Source organism: Bradyrhizobium sp. ORS 111 (assembly GCF_045571485.1).
In the GTDB taxonomy this organism is placed as follows: domain Bacteria; phylum Pseudomonadota; class Alphaproteobacteria; order Rhizobiales; family Xanthobacteraceae; genus Bradyrhizobium.
Genome location: NZ_CP120701.1, coordinates 5,774,895 through 5,788,935 on the forward strand (window position 1 = coordinate 5,774,895; position 14,041 = coordinate 5,788,935).

Consider the following 14,041-nt stretch of genomic DNA (forward strand, 5'->3'; position numbering starts at 1 on the left):
GGCGCAGTAGAGTGCGCCTTCCATGCCGCATGATCCGCTGCTCGCCCGCCTCACACCTGTTCTCGCTGATGTCCCTGGCGTCGCCGCCATCATGCTCGGCGGCTCGCGGGCGCGCGGAACGGCGCACGATGCGTCCGACTACGACGTCGGCCTTTATTACACGGAGGCCGCCCCTCTGGACGTCGATCGGCTCCGCGAAGCAATCGCGCACCTCGCCGATGAGCCCGGCGCCGCGCAGGTGACTCCCGTCGGCGAATGGGGCCCGTGGATCGTCGGCGGTGCGTGGCTATCGATCGGCGGCCGCAAGGTCGATCTGCTCTATCGCAGCGTTGACAGGGTGAGCGCGACGATCGACGCCTGCCGGAACGGCGATATCGCCATGCACTACCAACCGGGCCATCCGCACGGCTTCTGCTCGGCGATCTGGATGGGTGAGGTCGCACTGTGCCAACCCCTGCATGACCCGAGCGGCGTCGTCGCGGGGCTGAAAGCGAGGACCGCGCCCTACCCGCCCGCCTTGCGCAACGCGCTGATCCGGCGCTTTCAATGGGAAATCCTGTTCAGCATCGAGAATGCCGAGCTCGCTCTGCCGCGTGGCGACAGCACGCATGTCGCCGGCTGCGCCTATCGCGCGCTCGCCTGCATGGGGCAGGTGCTGTTCGCTCTCAACGCACAGTACCTCATCAATGAAAAGGGCGCGCTGAGCGCGGCCGCAGGCTTTCCCGTGACGATCCGCGGTCTGACGGAGCGCGTCGCAGAGGTCTGGCAATCGATCGGATCAGGCCAGCACGAGAACGCATTGCGGATGCTACGCTTGTTGGAGAACGAGCTGCGTGGCCGTCATTGCGACGAGCGATAGCGACGAAGCAATCCATGCTTCCGCGTACGCCGTGCGATGGATTGCTTCGCTCGCAATGACGGGACGGAAGTGCGCACCTTCTCCGTCACCCCACGAGGGTTACGACCTGCAAATCCTACCGCCCCCACCTGTCCTGCCAGATCTTCTCGCCGATCATGCAGTTGACGCGCGGCTCCTTGTCGGCGGCCCGCACCACAGGCCGCTCCGGCGTGCGGCCGGCGACCTCGAGCAGGAGCTTGGTGCGGATCGCCTCCTTGAACTTCTCGCGGTCCTTGATCGACACCACGAAGGAGCCGGGACCACCGATCACACAGTCCTCGTAGTACCAGTCGAGATTTTCGATATCCATCGTCGAGTAGGACGGCTCCTTCACCATGATCGGCAGGCCGTTGATGACGATGCCCTTCTCCAGCGCCATGTCGCGCGCGGGCTGGATCGGCGCGCCGTTGTTGTTGGGTCCGTCGCCGGAAATATCGATCACGCGCCGCAAGCCGCGATGCGGGTTCTCGTCGAACAACGGAACCGCGAAGTAGATCGCGCCCGAGATCGAGGTGCGCGAGGCCCGCCGAACCGGCGTCTTCATGATCTCGGCCGCGACGGCATCCGCGGATTCGGGACCGTCGATCACGCGCCAGGGGATGATGATCTTCTGATCGTTGGAGGCAGCCCACTCGATATAGGTGATCGAGATCTTGCCGTTCGGCCCGGCCTTCAGCGCCTGCAGGAATTCCTTTGAGACGATCGCCTGTGCGTAACCCTCGCGCTGGACCGCGAGTTCGTCCATGTCCATCGAATAGGAGACGTCGACCGCAAGGATCAGTTCGACATCGACGCTCGGGGTGGACTCCTTCTCGACCAGCCGTTCGTTGGGCTGCGTTCCCGGCCCGGGCGCGGCAACACCGGCCGCATCGCCGCTTGCCAGCATGCCGGCGACAAGCACCGCTCCGATCGAGACATACCAGCGCATCGCTGCCCTCCCGTCGTGTGACTGTCATGGTGACACGCAAATCAGGCGGCGCAAAGCGCGAACAGCGTCCGCGCTTCACATTCAGGTTAAGCCCGTCCGCCTTGATTTGGGCGACGACGGCGCGCCGTGCCGTTGCCGCAATGAGCCCGTGCAAATCGACCGGTTCCAGTGAAGCCCGGAAGGCATTATTATCCGGAGTGCAACCGTGAGGGAGGTGCCGGGCAATGCCCGATACCATCGTCAAGCCGAAAACCAAGGCGAAGACCAAGGTCGAGCGGCCGCGTCTGCACAAGGTCATCTTGATCAACGACGATTACACGCCGCGTGAATTCGTCGTGACCGTGCTGAAGGCGGAATTCCGCATGACCGACGATCAAGCTTACAAGGTGATGCTGACGGCACATCAGCGCGGTGTCTGCGTGGTCGCGGTGTTCACCAGGGACGTCGCCGAGACCAAGGCGACACGCGCCACCGACGCCGGCCGCGCCAAGGGCTATCCACTGCTGTTCACCACCGAGCCGGAAGAGTAGCATCCCTCATCGCTCCGCCGGCTGCACGAGCTGCGCCCGTCCACCCGCCGCGATGTCGGCGACGACGGCGCCCATCACCAGCGCACCGCCGACGAGCGCTCGGACGGACGGCATCTCGGCAAAGGCTAGCCACACCCAGAGCGGCATCAGCGGTGTTTCGAGCGTCGCAATCAGCGAGGCCTGCCCGGACGGTATCAGCCGGGAGCCCAGCGTGAACAGCGTGAGGCCGAGCCCGACCTGGCAGAACCCGAACATCGCGAGCACGCCGAGGTCGGATGCCGTGGCCGAGCCGATACCCTGCGCAAAGGGAATGCTGATCAGGCTGCCGAGAAAGTTCGATAATGCGGCAGTCGCGACCATCGGTGTCTCCCGATGCCTGCGGATGGCGACCGTCATCAGCGACAGCGCCAGCATCATCACGCAGGCGAGCCCGATGCCTCTGTAATCCGCGACGCCGCCTGCACCGCTGACGGCGACGGCCACGCCGACCAATGCCACCGCGCTGGCCAGCAGTGTCCGCGGCAGGGCTGCTTCACGCAACCATATCCAGGCGATCGCGGCGGCGGCAAAGGGTTGGACGGCGACGATGACCGCGACATTGGCCACGCTCGTCATTTGCAAGGCCGGGATGAACGCCACCATGCCAACGGTCGAAAGGCAGGCCACCAGCCAACCGCCGGCGCCCATCGCGACGAGGTCGCGCGCGCCACGCCCGCCTTGGGTGGCGACGAGGAACAGGGTGATCGCGCCGCCGCCGAACAACCCGCGCCAGAACAGGATGGTCCAGGAATCGAAGTGCAGCAGCCGGGTGAAGAACGCCGCGGTGCTCCATGCCACCGCGGCCGCGACGATCAGGGCAATGCCGGTCCGATGCTGGGCATCAACGTCGGACACTTGGCGTCGCTCCTAAAGCGCGATGAGATTGGGTTGAATCGTCATCGCGCTTTAGCTTCCTGTTTGAGCATCATCTTTTCGGAGAACTGCATCACACTTTTCCGGATCATGCTCTAGGCGTGAACGGCGCGCGGCGCTTCGTCGTGCAGGCCATAGACCCGCTCAGCCTTCGAGAATCCGGCGATCGGAAACTCGCCAAGCTCGCTCCAGCCGCCGTCGCAAATGCCGGCGAAACGCTCGGAGGCAACCACAGTGCGGCCGAGCCGGCCAGCGATCCTCTCCAGCCGCGCGGCGAGATTGACCGCGGGCCCGATGCAGGTGAAGTCCAGCCGGTTGCCGCCCCCGATATTGCCGTAGAGCACTCGCCCAAGATGCAGGGCGACGCCGAAGCGGAAACGCTCGACGTCTTCGCCATTGGGAAATTGCAGCGCCGCGACGCCGGCGCGAGATTCGCGCGCCGCCTCCAGCACCCGTGAACAAACCTGCTCCTCGTTGCCGACATATTCATCGACCGGAAACACCGCGAGCAGGCCGTCACCCATGAATTTTAGCACCTCGCCGCCGTGGGCACGGATCGCGGACACCTGGCAATCGAAATAGAGGTTGAGGATCTCCACCACGGTCTCGGCCGGCAAGCGATCCGACAACGCGGTGAAACCGCGCAGGTCGGACAGCCAGATCGCGGCATCCATCGTATCGGCATGGCCGCGCCTGATCTGGCCGCCCATGATGCGCTCGCCGGCGCGGTTGCCGACATAGGTATCGAGCAGAAGCGCGGCGGTGCGCCGCAGGGTCACGATCTCGATATAGCGTGCCAATGGAACGGTGAGCGACCGGATCACGTTCAGTTGCTCCTCGGTGAAGCCGCCCGGCTGCTTGGTGGTCCAACTCGAAGCATTGGGAAAGCCGTCGGTGTTGATCAGCGGCATGGCGATATAGTCGGTGACGCCTTCCGGGCGCAGGTCCTCGACAATCGGAAAACGCGCGCTTGCCGGATCGTCGAGCCGCGCCCTCACCTCGACGCATTGCTTGAAAACGATCGAAAGCGGACTTGCGGCATATTCCGGGGAATCCAGAATGTCGTGACTGACGGTGCCGGTCTCCACTTCGGCCCCAGGCTTCCAGATGAAACTGCGTCCGTAGATCTCGGGATGCAGCGTGCGAACGAACACGCCGACGCGCCATAGCGGCAGGCCGGCGCGAACCACGCGTTCGCAGCATTCCGCCATCATCTGCGACGGGGTGGGCGCCGAGCGCGCTCCGCCGATCATCCACTCGATGATGTCCCGCAACTCCGACGCGTTCATGGCAGTACCCCCGACGAGCACCCGACCTGGAGCAGCTTCGGTTCTGGCTGAATCAGAACCGAAGCTCCAGATTCTTGTTTTGGCGCGTTCTCTTGGCGAGAAACCGGTGCCTGTCCCGGATCAAGTCCGGGACAGGCCTCGCTCGAAAACGCAGTAGCGACCGCTACTATACAGGAATCAGCGGCCGGTCTGTCCGCGATGGCGCAGAAAATGATCGGCCAGCACGCAGGCCATCATGGCCTCGCCGACCGGCACAGCACGGATGCCGACGCAGGGATCGTGGCGGCCCTTGGTCAGGATGTCGGTGTCGGCGCCCTTTCGGTCCACGGTGCGGCGCGGGGTCAGGATCGAGGATGTCGGCTTGACCGCGAAGCGCACCACGACCGGCTGGCCGGTCGAGATGCCGCCCAAAATGCCGCCGGCATTGTTGGACAGGAACCTGGTGCCGTCATTGCCGGTCCGCATCTCGTCGGCGTTCTCTTCGCCGGAGAGCTCCGCGGCACCGAAGCCTGCGCCAATCTCGACACCCTTGACCGCATTGATGGTCATCATCGCCGCTGCCAGCTCGCTGTCGAGCTTGGCATAGATCGGCGCGCCGAGCCCGGCCGGCACGCCCTCGGCGACGACTTCGATGACGGCGCCGATCGAGGAGCCGCTCTTCCTGATGCCGTCGAGATAGCTTTCGAAGAACGCCGCCTTGTCCTTGTCCGGGCAGAAGAACGGATTCTTGGCGATCTCGTCCCAGTCCCACTTGTCGCGATCGATCTTGTGCGGGCCCATCTGCACCAGCGCGCCGCGCACCTTCACGCCTGGCAGGACCTTGCGCGCGATTGCGCCCGCCGCGACGCGGGTCGCGGTCTCGCGCGCCGAGGAGCGCCCGCCGCCGCGATAGTCGCGCAGACCGTATTTCGCCTCATAGGTGAAGTCGGCATGACCGGGGCGGAACTTGTCCTTGATCTCGGAATAATCCTTGGAGCGCTGGTCGGTATTCTCGATCAAAAGCGCGATCGGCGTGCCCGTCGTCACCTGCAGGCCGGTTTCTGGATGCGCCATCACGCCGGACAGGATCTTCACTGCATCCGGCTCCTGGCGCTGGGTGGTGAAGCGCGACTGGCCGGGACGGCGGCGATCAAGGTCGTGCTGGATCTCCTCCACCTTGAGCGGGATCAGCGGCGGGCAGCCGTCGACCACGCAGCCGATCGCCACCCCATGGCTTTCGCCGAAGGTCGTGACACGGAACATATGGCCGAAGGTGTTGAAGGACATCTTTTGCGCTTGTGTAAGTCAGTTCTGGCTTGTGGTAACGCGCGCAGGCACCGGGGTCAAACTACTGATCCGTCATTCCGGGGCGATGCGCAGTATCGAACCCGGTATCTCGAGATTCCGGGTTCGCCCTCCGGGCGCCCCCGGAATGACCGCGTAGCTTAACTATATTTCCGCAACCCGGCCTCATCGAATACGTAGACCGCGCCCTGCTCGATGGTGAGATCGGCAGCGCTGGCCGGGGTCTCGAAGCCGAGCGCCACCATCAGCGCCCGCGCGGTGCCGCCATGGGCGACGGCGACCGTGTCCGAGCCCACCGAGTGGTACCAGTCGGTCATCCGCGCCTGCACCTCGACATAGCTTTCGCCGCCGGGCGCCGCCACCGTCCACTTCTCGACCAGGCGCCGGGCATAGAGGGCGGGATCGGCGGCCTGCGCCTGCTTAAGCGTCGAGCCTTCCCACGTCCCGTAGCCGATCTCGCGCAGCCTGTCGTCGAGCGCATAGCCGCCCGGTGGCAGGCCGAGCTCGGTACGCACCAGCTCCATGGTCGCGCGCGCCCGGATCAACGGGCTCGCGACGAAGGCAAGCTGCGTCTTGTCGCGACCGTCGCGGGCAAACAGGCCGGCGAGGATGCGCCCCGCATGCGCCGCCTGGCGGCGGCCGAGCTCATTCAGCGCGATGTCCTGCACGCCCTGCAGCCTGCCTTCCGCATTCCATGAGGTCTCGCCGTGACGGATATAGTAGATCGTCGGCACCGGCATTGCGTGGTGATTAATCCCTGCTGAGCGAGTTGCGTTGCCTCGTAGAGATCACGTAGCCGGAATCGACACGCCGGGTACAGCCCAAATCTGCACTCGGCCACCGCACCGCGCGGACAAATCGGCGCAACAGGAATAGTCACGTCATTTGGGTGTTATGTTGGGAAAGGCGGCTGCCGCCGCAACCATCGAAGACAGGGATGCATGACCGCCTTTCGTCAAAGCGTCGAGGCTATGATACCGGCGCTCCGGCGTTACGCGCGCGCTCTCGCGCGTGACGCCGACATCGCCGACGATCTGGTGCAGGACACGCTGGTGCGGGCGCTCCGCTCGGAGCGGCTGTTTCTCGGCGGCGACCTCAGGAGTTGGCTCTACACGATCCTGACCAACCTGAACAAGAACCGCCGGCGCTCACTGGCGCGCCGGCCGCCACTGATGCCGCTGCTCGACAACAATGCCGACGCCAGCGGCACCGAGGCCGAGGGACGCGATATCGAGCGCGCGTTGTCGACACTGGTGGAGGAGCAGCGCTCGGTGCTGCTGCTGGTGATGCTGGAGGGCCTGAGCTACCGCGAGGTCGCCGACATCCAGGGCGTGCCGATCGGCACCGTCATGTCCCGCTTGGCCCGCGCCCGCGCTCATGTGAGAGCCTCGCTGGACGGCGAGCGCCCGGCGCTCAGGCGGGTGAAATGACACGATGCGTGATGGCAGCGTTACGCGTGAACAATTTTCGAACGAGATTTGACAGAGACGACTGATATGACCGACCCGAACATTCCCGTCACCGAAGATGAGCTGCATGCTTACGTCGACAACGAGCTGCCGGCCGAGCGCCGCGGCGATGTCGAGGCCTGGCTCGCGGCGCATCCGGACGAAGCGGCGCGGGTGCAGTCATGGCGTGCGATGGCGGATGCGCTGCACGCGCGCTACGATTCCGTACTCGACGAGGCGGTGCCGAAGCGGCTCGAACTCGAGCGGCTGGAGCGTCAGCCGCGGCGCTGGATCTATGGCGCCGTGGCAGCAACGCTCGCCGCCTTCGTCGCCGGTGGCGGCATCGGCTGGGTCGCGCGCGGCATGGCGGTTGCGCCGTCAACCTTCCAGAGCTTCACGCTCGATGCCCTCGATGCACACCGGTTGTACGTGGTCGAGGTCCGCCATCCCGTCGAGGTACCCGGCAACGAGCGTGCGCATCTCCAGGCCTGGCTGACCAAGCGCTGCGGCTGGGACGTGCGCGCGCCGGAGCTGACCGGGCTGAAGCTGATCGGCGGCCGGCTGCTGCCCGGACCGGGCGGGCCGGCGTCATTCCTGATGTATGAGAGTGCGTCCGGCGAGCGCTATACGATCTACACCGCGAAGGCGAAGACCGAGGCGACGCAGATGCGATACGCCGTGCACGGCAATGACGGCGCGCTGTTCTGGGCCGACCGCGGTGTCGCCTATGTGGTCAGCGGCGGCACCGACCGCTCGCGCCTGACGCAGGTCGCGCAGGCGGTCTACGATCAGATGGAGAAGAGCGGCGGATAGCCCGCAATTCCACGACGATCGGCATGCAAGGCGGTGCACGAGCGTCGAGTGAATCCAGCCTCACTCAACGTCTCAATTCGGACATTGAAAATTTCGAATCGTGTCATTGGCGCGTCTCAATATCGCACCGGATGATCACGCGAAGATGATCTGCGCTCGATCCGCCGATCGACGCACGCGGCCTCGATTGGGGTTTTGTACCGCGCTGGTCCCCCTCTCGAGGCCGCACTCCCGGCTTGCCATCCTTTGGCGCTAGCCCGACCCTGGCGCTCGCGCGAACGCTACTGTCTGCGCCGAAACGGTCCGGGGCAGTTCAGTTTCGCATCTCGAGCGTGTCGGCTGTCAGCCGAGATCACTGCGCGGATTGTAGGGGTGTCGATCCCGCCACGTCTGCATCAATGCCTCAAGATCGGCATCGTTCCCGTCGGGGAGGATGATGCGGGTGGTGACGTAGAGGTCGCCGGTCGCCCCCGCCTTCGGCAAACCCTTGCCCTTGAGGCGGAAGGTCCGGCCGCTGGAGGTGTTCTTCGGGATCGACAGTTCGACCGCGCTGCCGAGTGTTGGCACGCGGACCTTGCCGCCGAGCACCGCCTCATAGAGCGTGATCGGCAGGTCGATCCTAAGATCATTGCCATCGACCTTGAAGAACGGATGCGGCGCGACCGAGATCGTGATCAGGAGGTCGCCGGGCGGATGACCGGGCGCGGTCTCGCCTTGCCCTTTCAGCCGGATCTGCTGGCCGCTCGCGACGCCCGCGGGAATCTTGACGTTGAGCTCACGGCCGGTCGGCAGCCGAACGCGCTTCTCGCCGCCCTTGACCGATTCCTCCAGTGACACCGTCATGGACACCGAAAGGTCGAGGTCGACCCCGACCCCGCCGCCGGCGTCGAATTCGAACGGGCTCGAACGCCCGGCGCGGCCACCGCGGGCCGCGTTGCCGAACATGCTGTTGAGGATATCCTCGAAGCTGCCGCCGCCCATGCCACCACCCGGGCCGGTGCGGAAGCTGTACTCGAAGCCGCCCGGACCGGCGCGGCCGCCGGCACCGGCGCCGCCGCCGGGGAATCCCTGGAAGCGCGGCTTGCCTTCGGCATCGATCTCACCGCGGTCGAACTGCCGGCGCTTGTCCTCGTCGCCGATGATCTCGTTGGCGGCATTGATCTCGGCAAAGCGGGCGGCCGCCTTGGGATCACCCTTGTTGTTGTCGGGATGATGCTTCTTGGCGAGCTTGCGATAGGCGCTCTTGATCGTCGCAGCGCTGGCGCTCCGCTGCACCCCCAACACGTCATAGGGGTCGCGCATCCGTCACGTCTCCTTCACGGGAAAATCAGTCCAGGATCGGGAACCCGTCCGGGCCCACCTTAGGTTCATCTGGGGGTTCAGTGGCATTTTTGCAACTAGCCCGGCGCCATCGCCAGCTCAATATGCCGGCGGCACTCAGGACTTTCTCCACGGCGTCATGCTACGGATTTCCCACCGCCCCCGTCCAGTCTTGCAGGCGGCGCCCTGCAACCAGGTCTCGGTGGTTCCGTTGACGTAGCTTGCGAGGAAGTCGCGGCAGACCCGGCCATCCTCGCCGGAATAGGCCTCCGCCAATGGCGTCACCGATCCGCGCGCCCCGGTCTGCGGATTCTCCCAGGGCTGGCTGGAATCCTTGTCGCCCTTGGTCAGCACGTCGGAGGCCGCGTTGCGGCCGAACGCAAGGTCGCTGTCGGTCGGCACCACCGCGTTGACCGGTGTCGGGCGGATCGAGCCCGTCACATCCGCGTCGTCCACCCGCGCGAAGGCATCGACCTGCGACAGGCTGCAACCGCTTGCGCCGACACCGATGAGAATCAGTGTAACCGCCGTGCCCGCGGGACGGATCGCCGATAGGCCAATGCGGTCCCATGCCCTATATAGGGCGAGCAACGCGTTTTGTGACGCGGGCGGAAGCAAATCGGGACCCCTGACATGACCGACACGACCTCCATCAAACACCCGACACCGTTAACATCGGGTGATTTTACGGCGGCGGAGGAGCCGTTCGCGCTGTTCGGTGAATGGTTTGCCGAGGCCGCCAAGTCCGAGCCGAATGATCCGAACGCGATGGCGCTCGCCACCGTCGATGCCGACGGGCTGCCCGACGTACGAATGGTGCTGATGAAGGGTTTTGATGCCGATGGCTTCGTCTTCTACAGCCACATCGCCTCCGCCAAGGGCCGCGAACTGACCGCCAACCCGAAGGCGGCTTTGCTGTTTCACTGGAAATCGCTGCGCCGGCAGGTGCGCATCCGCGGGCTGGTTGCGCCGGTGACCGATGCCGAGGCCGATGCTTACTTCGCCACGCGGCCGAAGCAGGCGCAGATCGGCGCGTGGGCGAGCAAGCAATCGCAGCCGCTGGAAAGCCGTTTCGCCTTTGAGCAGGCGATCGCCAAGGTCGGCGCGAGATACGTCATCGGCGAAGTGCCGCGGCCGCCGGGCTGGAGCGGATGGCGGATCACGCCGCTGCGCATGGAGTTCTGGCATGACCGTCCGTTCCGTCTACACGACCGCATCGAATTCCGCCGCGACGGCGCCGGCAGCGCGTGGTCGAAAGTGCGGCTCTATCCCTGATGTCCCTTTGTTTGAGCATGATCTCTTCGGAAAACCGGTTTCCATGTTTCCGGCCCATGCTCCGGACGCCGACGCCGTTCAACGCTGAAAGGTCCCCATGTCTCCCACATCGAACGCGCCGCGGCGCACGCTGCTCCTGACCGGCGCCAGCCGCGGCATCGGCCATGCCACGGCGATCCGGTTCTCATCCGCCGGCTGGCGCGTCATCACCTGCTCGCGGCACGCCTTTCCCGAAGTTTGTCCGTGGGGCGCGGGGCCGGAAGACCATATCGAGGTCGATCTCGGCAGCCACGACGACACCGTGCGCGCGATCTCCGAAATCAGGAGCCGGCTGGAGAACGACGAACTCCACGCGCTGGTCAACAATGCCGCGATCTCGCCGAAGGCTCCGGGCGGCGGGCGGCTCGGCACCATGGATACCGATATCGAAACCTGGAACCAGGTCTTTCACGTCAACTTCTTCGCGCCGATCATGATCGCGCGCGGGCTGATCGAGGAGCTGAAGCACGCGCGCGGCGCGGTGGTGAACGTCACCTCGATCGCGGGCTCCCGCGTGCATCCCTTTGCCGGCGCGGCCTATGCGACGTCGAAGGCGGCGCTCGCGGCGCTGACGCGCGAGATGGCATCGGACTTCGGCCGCGTCGGCGTCCGCGTCAACGCGATCGCCCCGGGCGAGATCGACACCGCGATTCTGTCGCCGGGCACCGAGAAAATCGTCGAGCAGCAGATCCCGATGCATCGCCTCGGCACGCCGGACGAGGTCGCCAAGATCATCTACGTGCTGTGCACGGAGACCAGCTCTTACGTGAACGGCGCGGAGATCCACATCAACGGTGGCCAGCACGTTTAACGGTAAGGGTAAGTTGCAACGTCATTGCCGGGAGAGAGAGCGACGAAGCGATCCCGGCCGCCGCCGCGGCCGTATTCCAGGGATGGCTTCGATTGCGAATGCAACGACGCAAGAAGGCTTCTGCCTCCGAGGCTTCTGCCTCTAGTCCGCGTAGAACCTGCGCGACTTCTTCTCAAGCGGCCGCAGCGCGATGTCGTTCAACGCGCTGGAGCAGTCGTCGTCGTCCTCACCATCGAGCAACGCAGCGCCACAGTATCGGCAAAGCCTCGGCGAGATCGCCTGCACCTTGCCTGCTGCGCGGTCTTGTTGATAGCGCGCAAAGTCGATGACGTTACGCCGTGGGGTTATGATCTTCTCAACCATTGCTGTCCTCCGGCTTCGAGGCAGGCGTTATCGCAGACAAGTTTCGCCCAAACGTTCAGCGCAACACTCAAATTTTAGGAGAGGAAATAAGGCAGCCTGCCCTAATCCCAAAATGCGACGCGCGCGCTGAAAGCAGCCGTCACAGCCACTTCTTCCACTTGAAGATCCAGTACGGCACGATCGCCGCGGCGAGCATGGCGACCAGCGCCAGCGGGTAGCCATGCGTCCATTCGAGTTCCGGCATCACCTTGAAGTTCATGCCGTAGATCGAGGCGATCAGCGTCGGCGGCATCAACACCACCGCCATCACCGAGAACAGCTTGATGATGTTGTTCTGTTCCAGATTGACCACGCCGAGCATGGCGTCGAGCACGAAGGTGATCTTGTTGGAGAGATAGGAGGCGTGGTCCGTCAGCGACGCCACGTCGCGCTGCATGGTCTTGAGCTGTTCGCGCATGTCCTTCGACCATTTCACCCCTTCCACGACCGCGGACAGGAAGGTGACGAGCCGTCCGATCGAGACCAGGCTTTCACGGACCTTCGAGGTCAGGTCGCCCTTGCGGCCGATGGCGATCAGGATCTGCGAATATTGCTTGGCGTGGCCGTGACGCTCGCTCTCGGGCTCGAAAATGTCATGCGAGACCTGATCGATATCGGCGCCGCAGCGCTCCAGGATGTCGGCGCAGCGGTCGATCACCGCGTCAAGGAGTTCCATCAGCACCTGCTCGCCGGTGATGCCGGGCGGGCAGGCGCGTGCCAGCTTGTTCTCGACCAGCGCGAACGGCTTGGGCAGATCATAGCGCACCGTGACCAGGCGGTGGCCGGTCAGGATGAAGGTGACGGCTGTGGTCCGCGGCATGTCCGTGTCGGACTGGCACATCAGCGTCGCGGTCATGTAGCGCGCGCCACTCTCGATGTAGAGACGGCTGGAGATCTCGATCTCCTGCATGTCTTCCCGCGTGGGAACCGCGATCTTGGCCAGCCTCTCGACCGCCCGATCCTCCTCCACGGTCGGGTTCACCAGATCGACCCACACTGCATTGTCGGGCAGTCCGGCCAGGTCGGTGATGGCAACCTTTTTGAGGGACACATCGGAGGGGATGAACACCGACAGCATAAGGAACTCCAGGAGGCGGCTGGCAGACCGGTGGACTTAGCCCGATTCTGGCTGGCGGTTCATGACTGGGACATGAATCCGGCGTCCTTTTGTAGCGGCCAAGCGGCGACGGCTGACATCTCCCGTCCGACCGTTGCCTGTTTGCACAGAACGGCGGCCCAGCGGTCGAAAAATTGCGGCAAAAAAGCCACAGACGGCGTCCCGCAACGCGGGAGGAGCATCTAAACGCTGGGATTGACGGGAGGTTTCGGCAATAATGGTTTCAATGGAATCGTGGCGTTTGCGGCGCATTATGGGCGCTTTGGGCGCGGATTTTCGATTGGACTGTAATCATGTCGCTCAAAGTTACCCTGGGAATTCTGGCCACGGGCCTGATGCTGTCTGGTTGCATGCAGGCCACAACCTACGAGGCAACCAACACCGCGAACTTCAAGCCACGTGACAAGGAACTCATGGCGAAGAGCACCTTCGTCAAGACGCCGGTCGCCGAGCCGTTCCGCCGCGCCATCGTCGAGTACCACCGCAAGGAAGCCCCCGGCTCGATCGTGGTCGATTCCGACAACCATTACCTCTACTACGTGATGGACGGCGGCAAGGCGATCCGTTACGGCATCACTGTGGGCGAAGAGGCGATGGCCTGGTCCGGCATCGCCAAGGTGGGCGCCATGACCGAATGGCCGGCTTGGCACCCGACCCCCGGCGAAATTTCCCGCCTCGGAGTTCCCAGCTACGTCGCCCCCGGTCCCGACAATCCGATGGGCTCGCGGGCGATGTATCTCTATTCGGGCGGCAAGGACACGCTGTTCCGCATCCACGGCACCAACCAGCCGGAGTATATCGGCGCGTCGATCTCGTCGGGCTGCATCCGCATGACCAACGAGGACGTCATCGACCTCTACAACCGCGTCAAGCTCGGCACCATCGTGGTGGTGTTGGAGCCCAAGCATGGCGACTCGCCGTTCAATTCGCAGATGGCGCTGCAGGGCGGCGGCGGCAACGTCACTTACTGATCCG

16 protein-coding genes are annotated in these 14,041 nt (G+C 64.6%); 7 read left to right on the plus strand and 9 right to left on the minus strand.

Annotated elements, in window-relative coordinates:
- The first annotated feature begins 22 nt into the window (after window positions 1–22).
- The gene (locus P6U30_RS26640) at window positions 23–859 is read left to right on the plus strand and encodes a nucleotidyltransferase domain-containing protein (protein ID WP_407165833.1); all 837 of its coding nucleotides are present in this window, start codon (window positions 23–25) and stop codon (window positions 857–859) included.
- Window positions 860–974: 115 nt separating this feature from the next.
- On the opposite strand, the gene P6U30_RS26645 is transcribed toward P6U30_RS26640, so the two are convergent.
- Window positions 975–1,826: a DUF1194 domain-containing protein gene (locus tag P6U30_RS26645; RefSeq protein WP_407165834.1), complete on the minus strand. Its 852-nt coding sequence runs from the start codon at window positions 1,824–1,826 to the stop codon at window positions 975–977.
- Window positions 1,827–2,050: 224 nt separating this feature from the next.
- On the opposite strand from P6U30_RS26645, the gene clpS reads away from it, so the two are divergent.
- Entirely contained in the window at window positions 2,051–2,356 is a 306-nt protein-coding gene (clpS, locus tag P6U30_RS26650) for an ATP-dependent Clp protease adapter ClpS (protein ID WP_280976549.1), read from the plus strand.
- 6 nt (window positions 2,357–2,362) lie between these two features.
- On the opposite strand, the gene P6U30_RS26655 is transcribed toward clpS, so the two are convergent.
- The 4 genes from P6U30_RS26655 to P6U30_RS26670 form a co-directional block, all read right to left on the minus strand.
- Window positions 2,363–3,250: a DMT family transporter gene (locus P6U30_RS26655; RefSeq protein ID WP_407165835.1), complete on the minus strand. Its 888-nt coding sequence runs from the start codon at window positions 3,248–3,250 to the stop codon at window positions 2,363–2,365.
- Between the two features lie 113 nt (window positions 3,251–3,363).
- Window positions 3,364–4,557, minus strand: coding sequence for an adenylate/guanylate cyclase domain-containing protein (locus P6U30_RS26660; protein ID WP_407165836.1), 1,194 nt, complete (start codon window positions 4,555–4,557; stop codon window positions 3,364–3,366).
- A gap of 177 nt (window positions 4,558–4,734) precedes the next feature.
- On the minus strand, window positions 4,735–5,823 hold the full coding sequence (aroC, locus tag P6U30_RS26665) for a chorismate synthase (RefSeq protein ID WP_407165837.1): 1,089 nt from the start codon (window positions 5,821–5,823) through the stop codon (window positions 4,735–4,737).
- A gap of 158 nt (window positions 5,824–5,981) precedes the next feature.
- The gene (locus P6U30_RS26670) at window positions 5,982–6,581 is read right to left on the minus strand and encodes a histidine phosphatase family protein (protein ID WP_407165838.1); all 600 of its coding nucleotides are present in this window, start codon (window positions 6,579–6,581) and stop codon (window positions 5,982–5,984) included.
- Between the two features lie 201 nt (window positions 6,582–6,782).
- Between P6U30_RS26670 and P6U30_RS26675 the strand changes: the two genes are divergently transcribed.
- Together P6U30_RS26675 and P6U30_RS26680 are read left to right on the plus strand one after the other, a co-directional pair.
- A complete protein-coding gene (locus P6U30_RS26675) occupies window positions 6,783–7,271 on the plus strand; it encodes a sigma-70 family RNA polymerase sigma factor (protein ID WP_407147755.1) in 489 nt (162 codons plus the stop codon).
- A 66-nt stretch (window positions 7,272–7,337) separates the two neighbouring features.
- Window positions 7,338–8,102, plus strand: a complete 765-nt coding sequence (locus P6U30_RS26680; RefSeq protein ID WP_407165839.1) for an anti-sigma factor family protein — start codon at window positions 7,338–7,340, stop codon at window positions 8,100–8,102.
- 342 nt (window positions 8,103–8,444) lie between these two features.
- Here P6U30_RS26680 and P6U30_RS26685 read toward each other — a convergent pair whose 3' ends face one another.
- Both P6U30_RS26685 and P6U30_RS26690 read right to left on the minus strand, forming a co-directional pair.
- The gene (locus tag P6U30_RS26685; protein WP_407165840.1) at window positions 8,445–9,404 is read right to left on the minus strand and encodes a DnaJ C-terminal domain-containing protein; all 960 of its coding nucleotides are present in this window, start codon (window positions 9,402–9,404) and stop codon (window positions 8,445–8,447) included.
- Between the two features lie 135 nt (window positions 9,405–9,539).
- On the minus strand, window positions 9,540–10,013 hold the full coding sequence (locus P6U30_RS26690; protein ID WP_407165841.1) for an RT0821/Lpp0805 family surface protein: 474 nt from the start codon (window positions 10,011–10,013) through the stop codon (window positions 9,540–9,542).
- Between the two features lie 42 nt (window positions 10,014–10,055).
- Between P6U30_RS26690 and pdxH the strand changes: the two genes are divergently transcribed.
- On the plus strand, window positions 10,056–10,697 hold the full coding sequence (gene pdxH, locus P6U30_RS26695; protein ID WP_407165842.1) for a pyridoxamine 5'-phosphate oxidase: 642 nt from the start codon (window positions 10,056–10,058) through the stop codon (window positions 10,695–10,697).
- 97 nt (window positions 10,698–10,794) lie between these two features.
- Window positions 10,795–11,547, plus strand: a complete 753-nt coding sequence (locus P6U30_RS26700) for an SDR family NAD(P)-dependent oxidoreductase (RefSeq protein ID WP_407165843.1) — start codon at window positions 10,795–10,797, stop codon at window positions 11,545–11,547.
- 141 nt (window positions 11,548–11,688) lie between these two features.
- Here P6U30_RS26700 and P6U30_RS26705 read toward each other — a convergent pair whose 3' ends face one another.
- Entirely contained in the window at window positions 11,689–11,910 is a 222-nt protein-coding gene (locus tag P6U30_RS26705) for a hypothetical protein (RefSeq protein WP_407147761.1), read from the minus strand.
- A 139-nt stretch (window positions 11,911–12,049) separates the two neighbouring features.
- The gene (locus P6U30_RS26710) at window positions 12,050–13,027 is read right to left on the minus strand and encodes a magnesium transporter CorA family protein (protein ID WP_407165844.1); all 978 of its coding nucleotides are present in this window, start codon (window positions 13,025–13,027) and stop codon (window positions 12,050–12,052) included.
- Window positions 13,028–13,359: 332 nt separating this feature from the next.
- On the opposite strand from P6U30_RS26710, the gene P6U30_RS26715 reads away from it, so the two are divergent.
- Window positions 13,360–14,037 carry a L,D-transpeptidase gene (locus P6U30_RS26715; protein WP_407165845.1) on the plus strand — a complete coding sequence of 226 codons (678 nt, stop codon included), beginning with the start codon at window positions 13,360–13,362 and terminating at the stop codon, window positions 14,035–14,037.
- Window positions 14,038–14,041 lie beyond the last annotated feature (4 nt).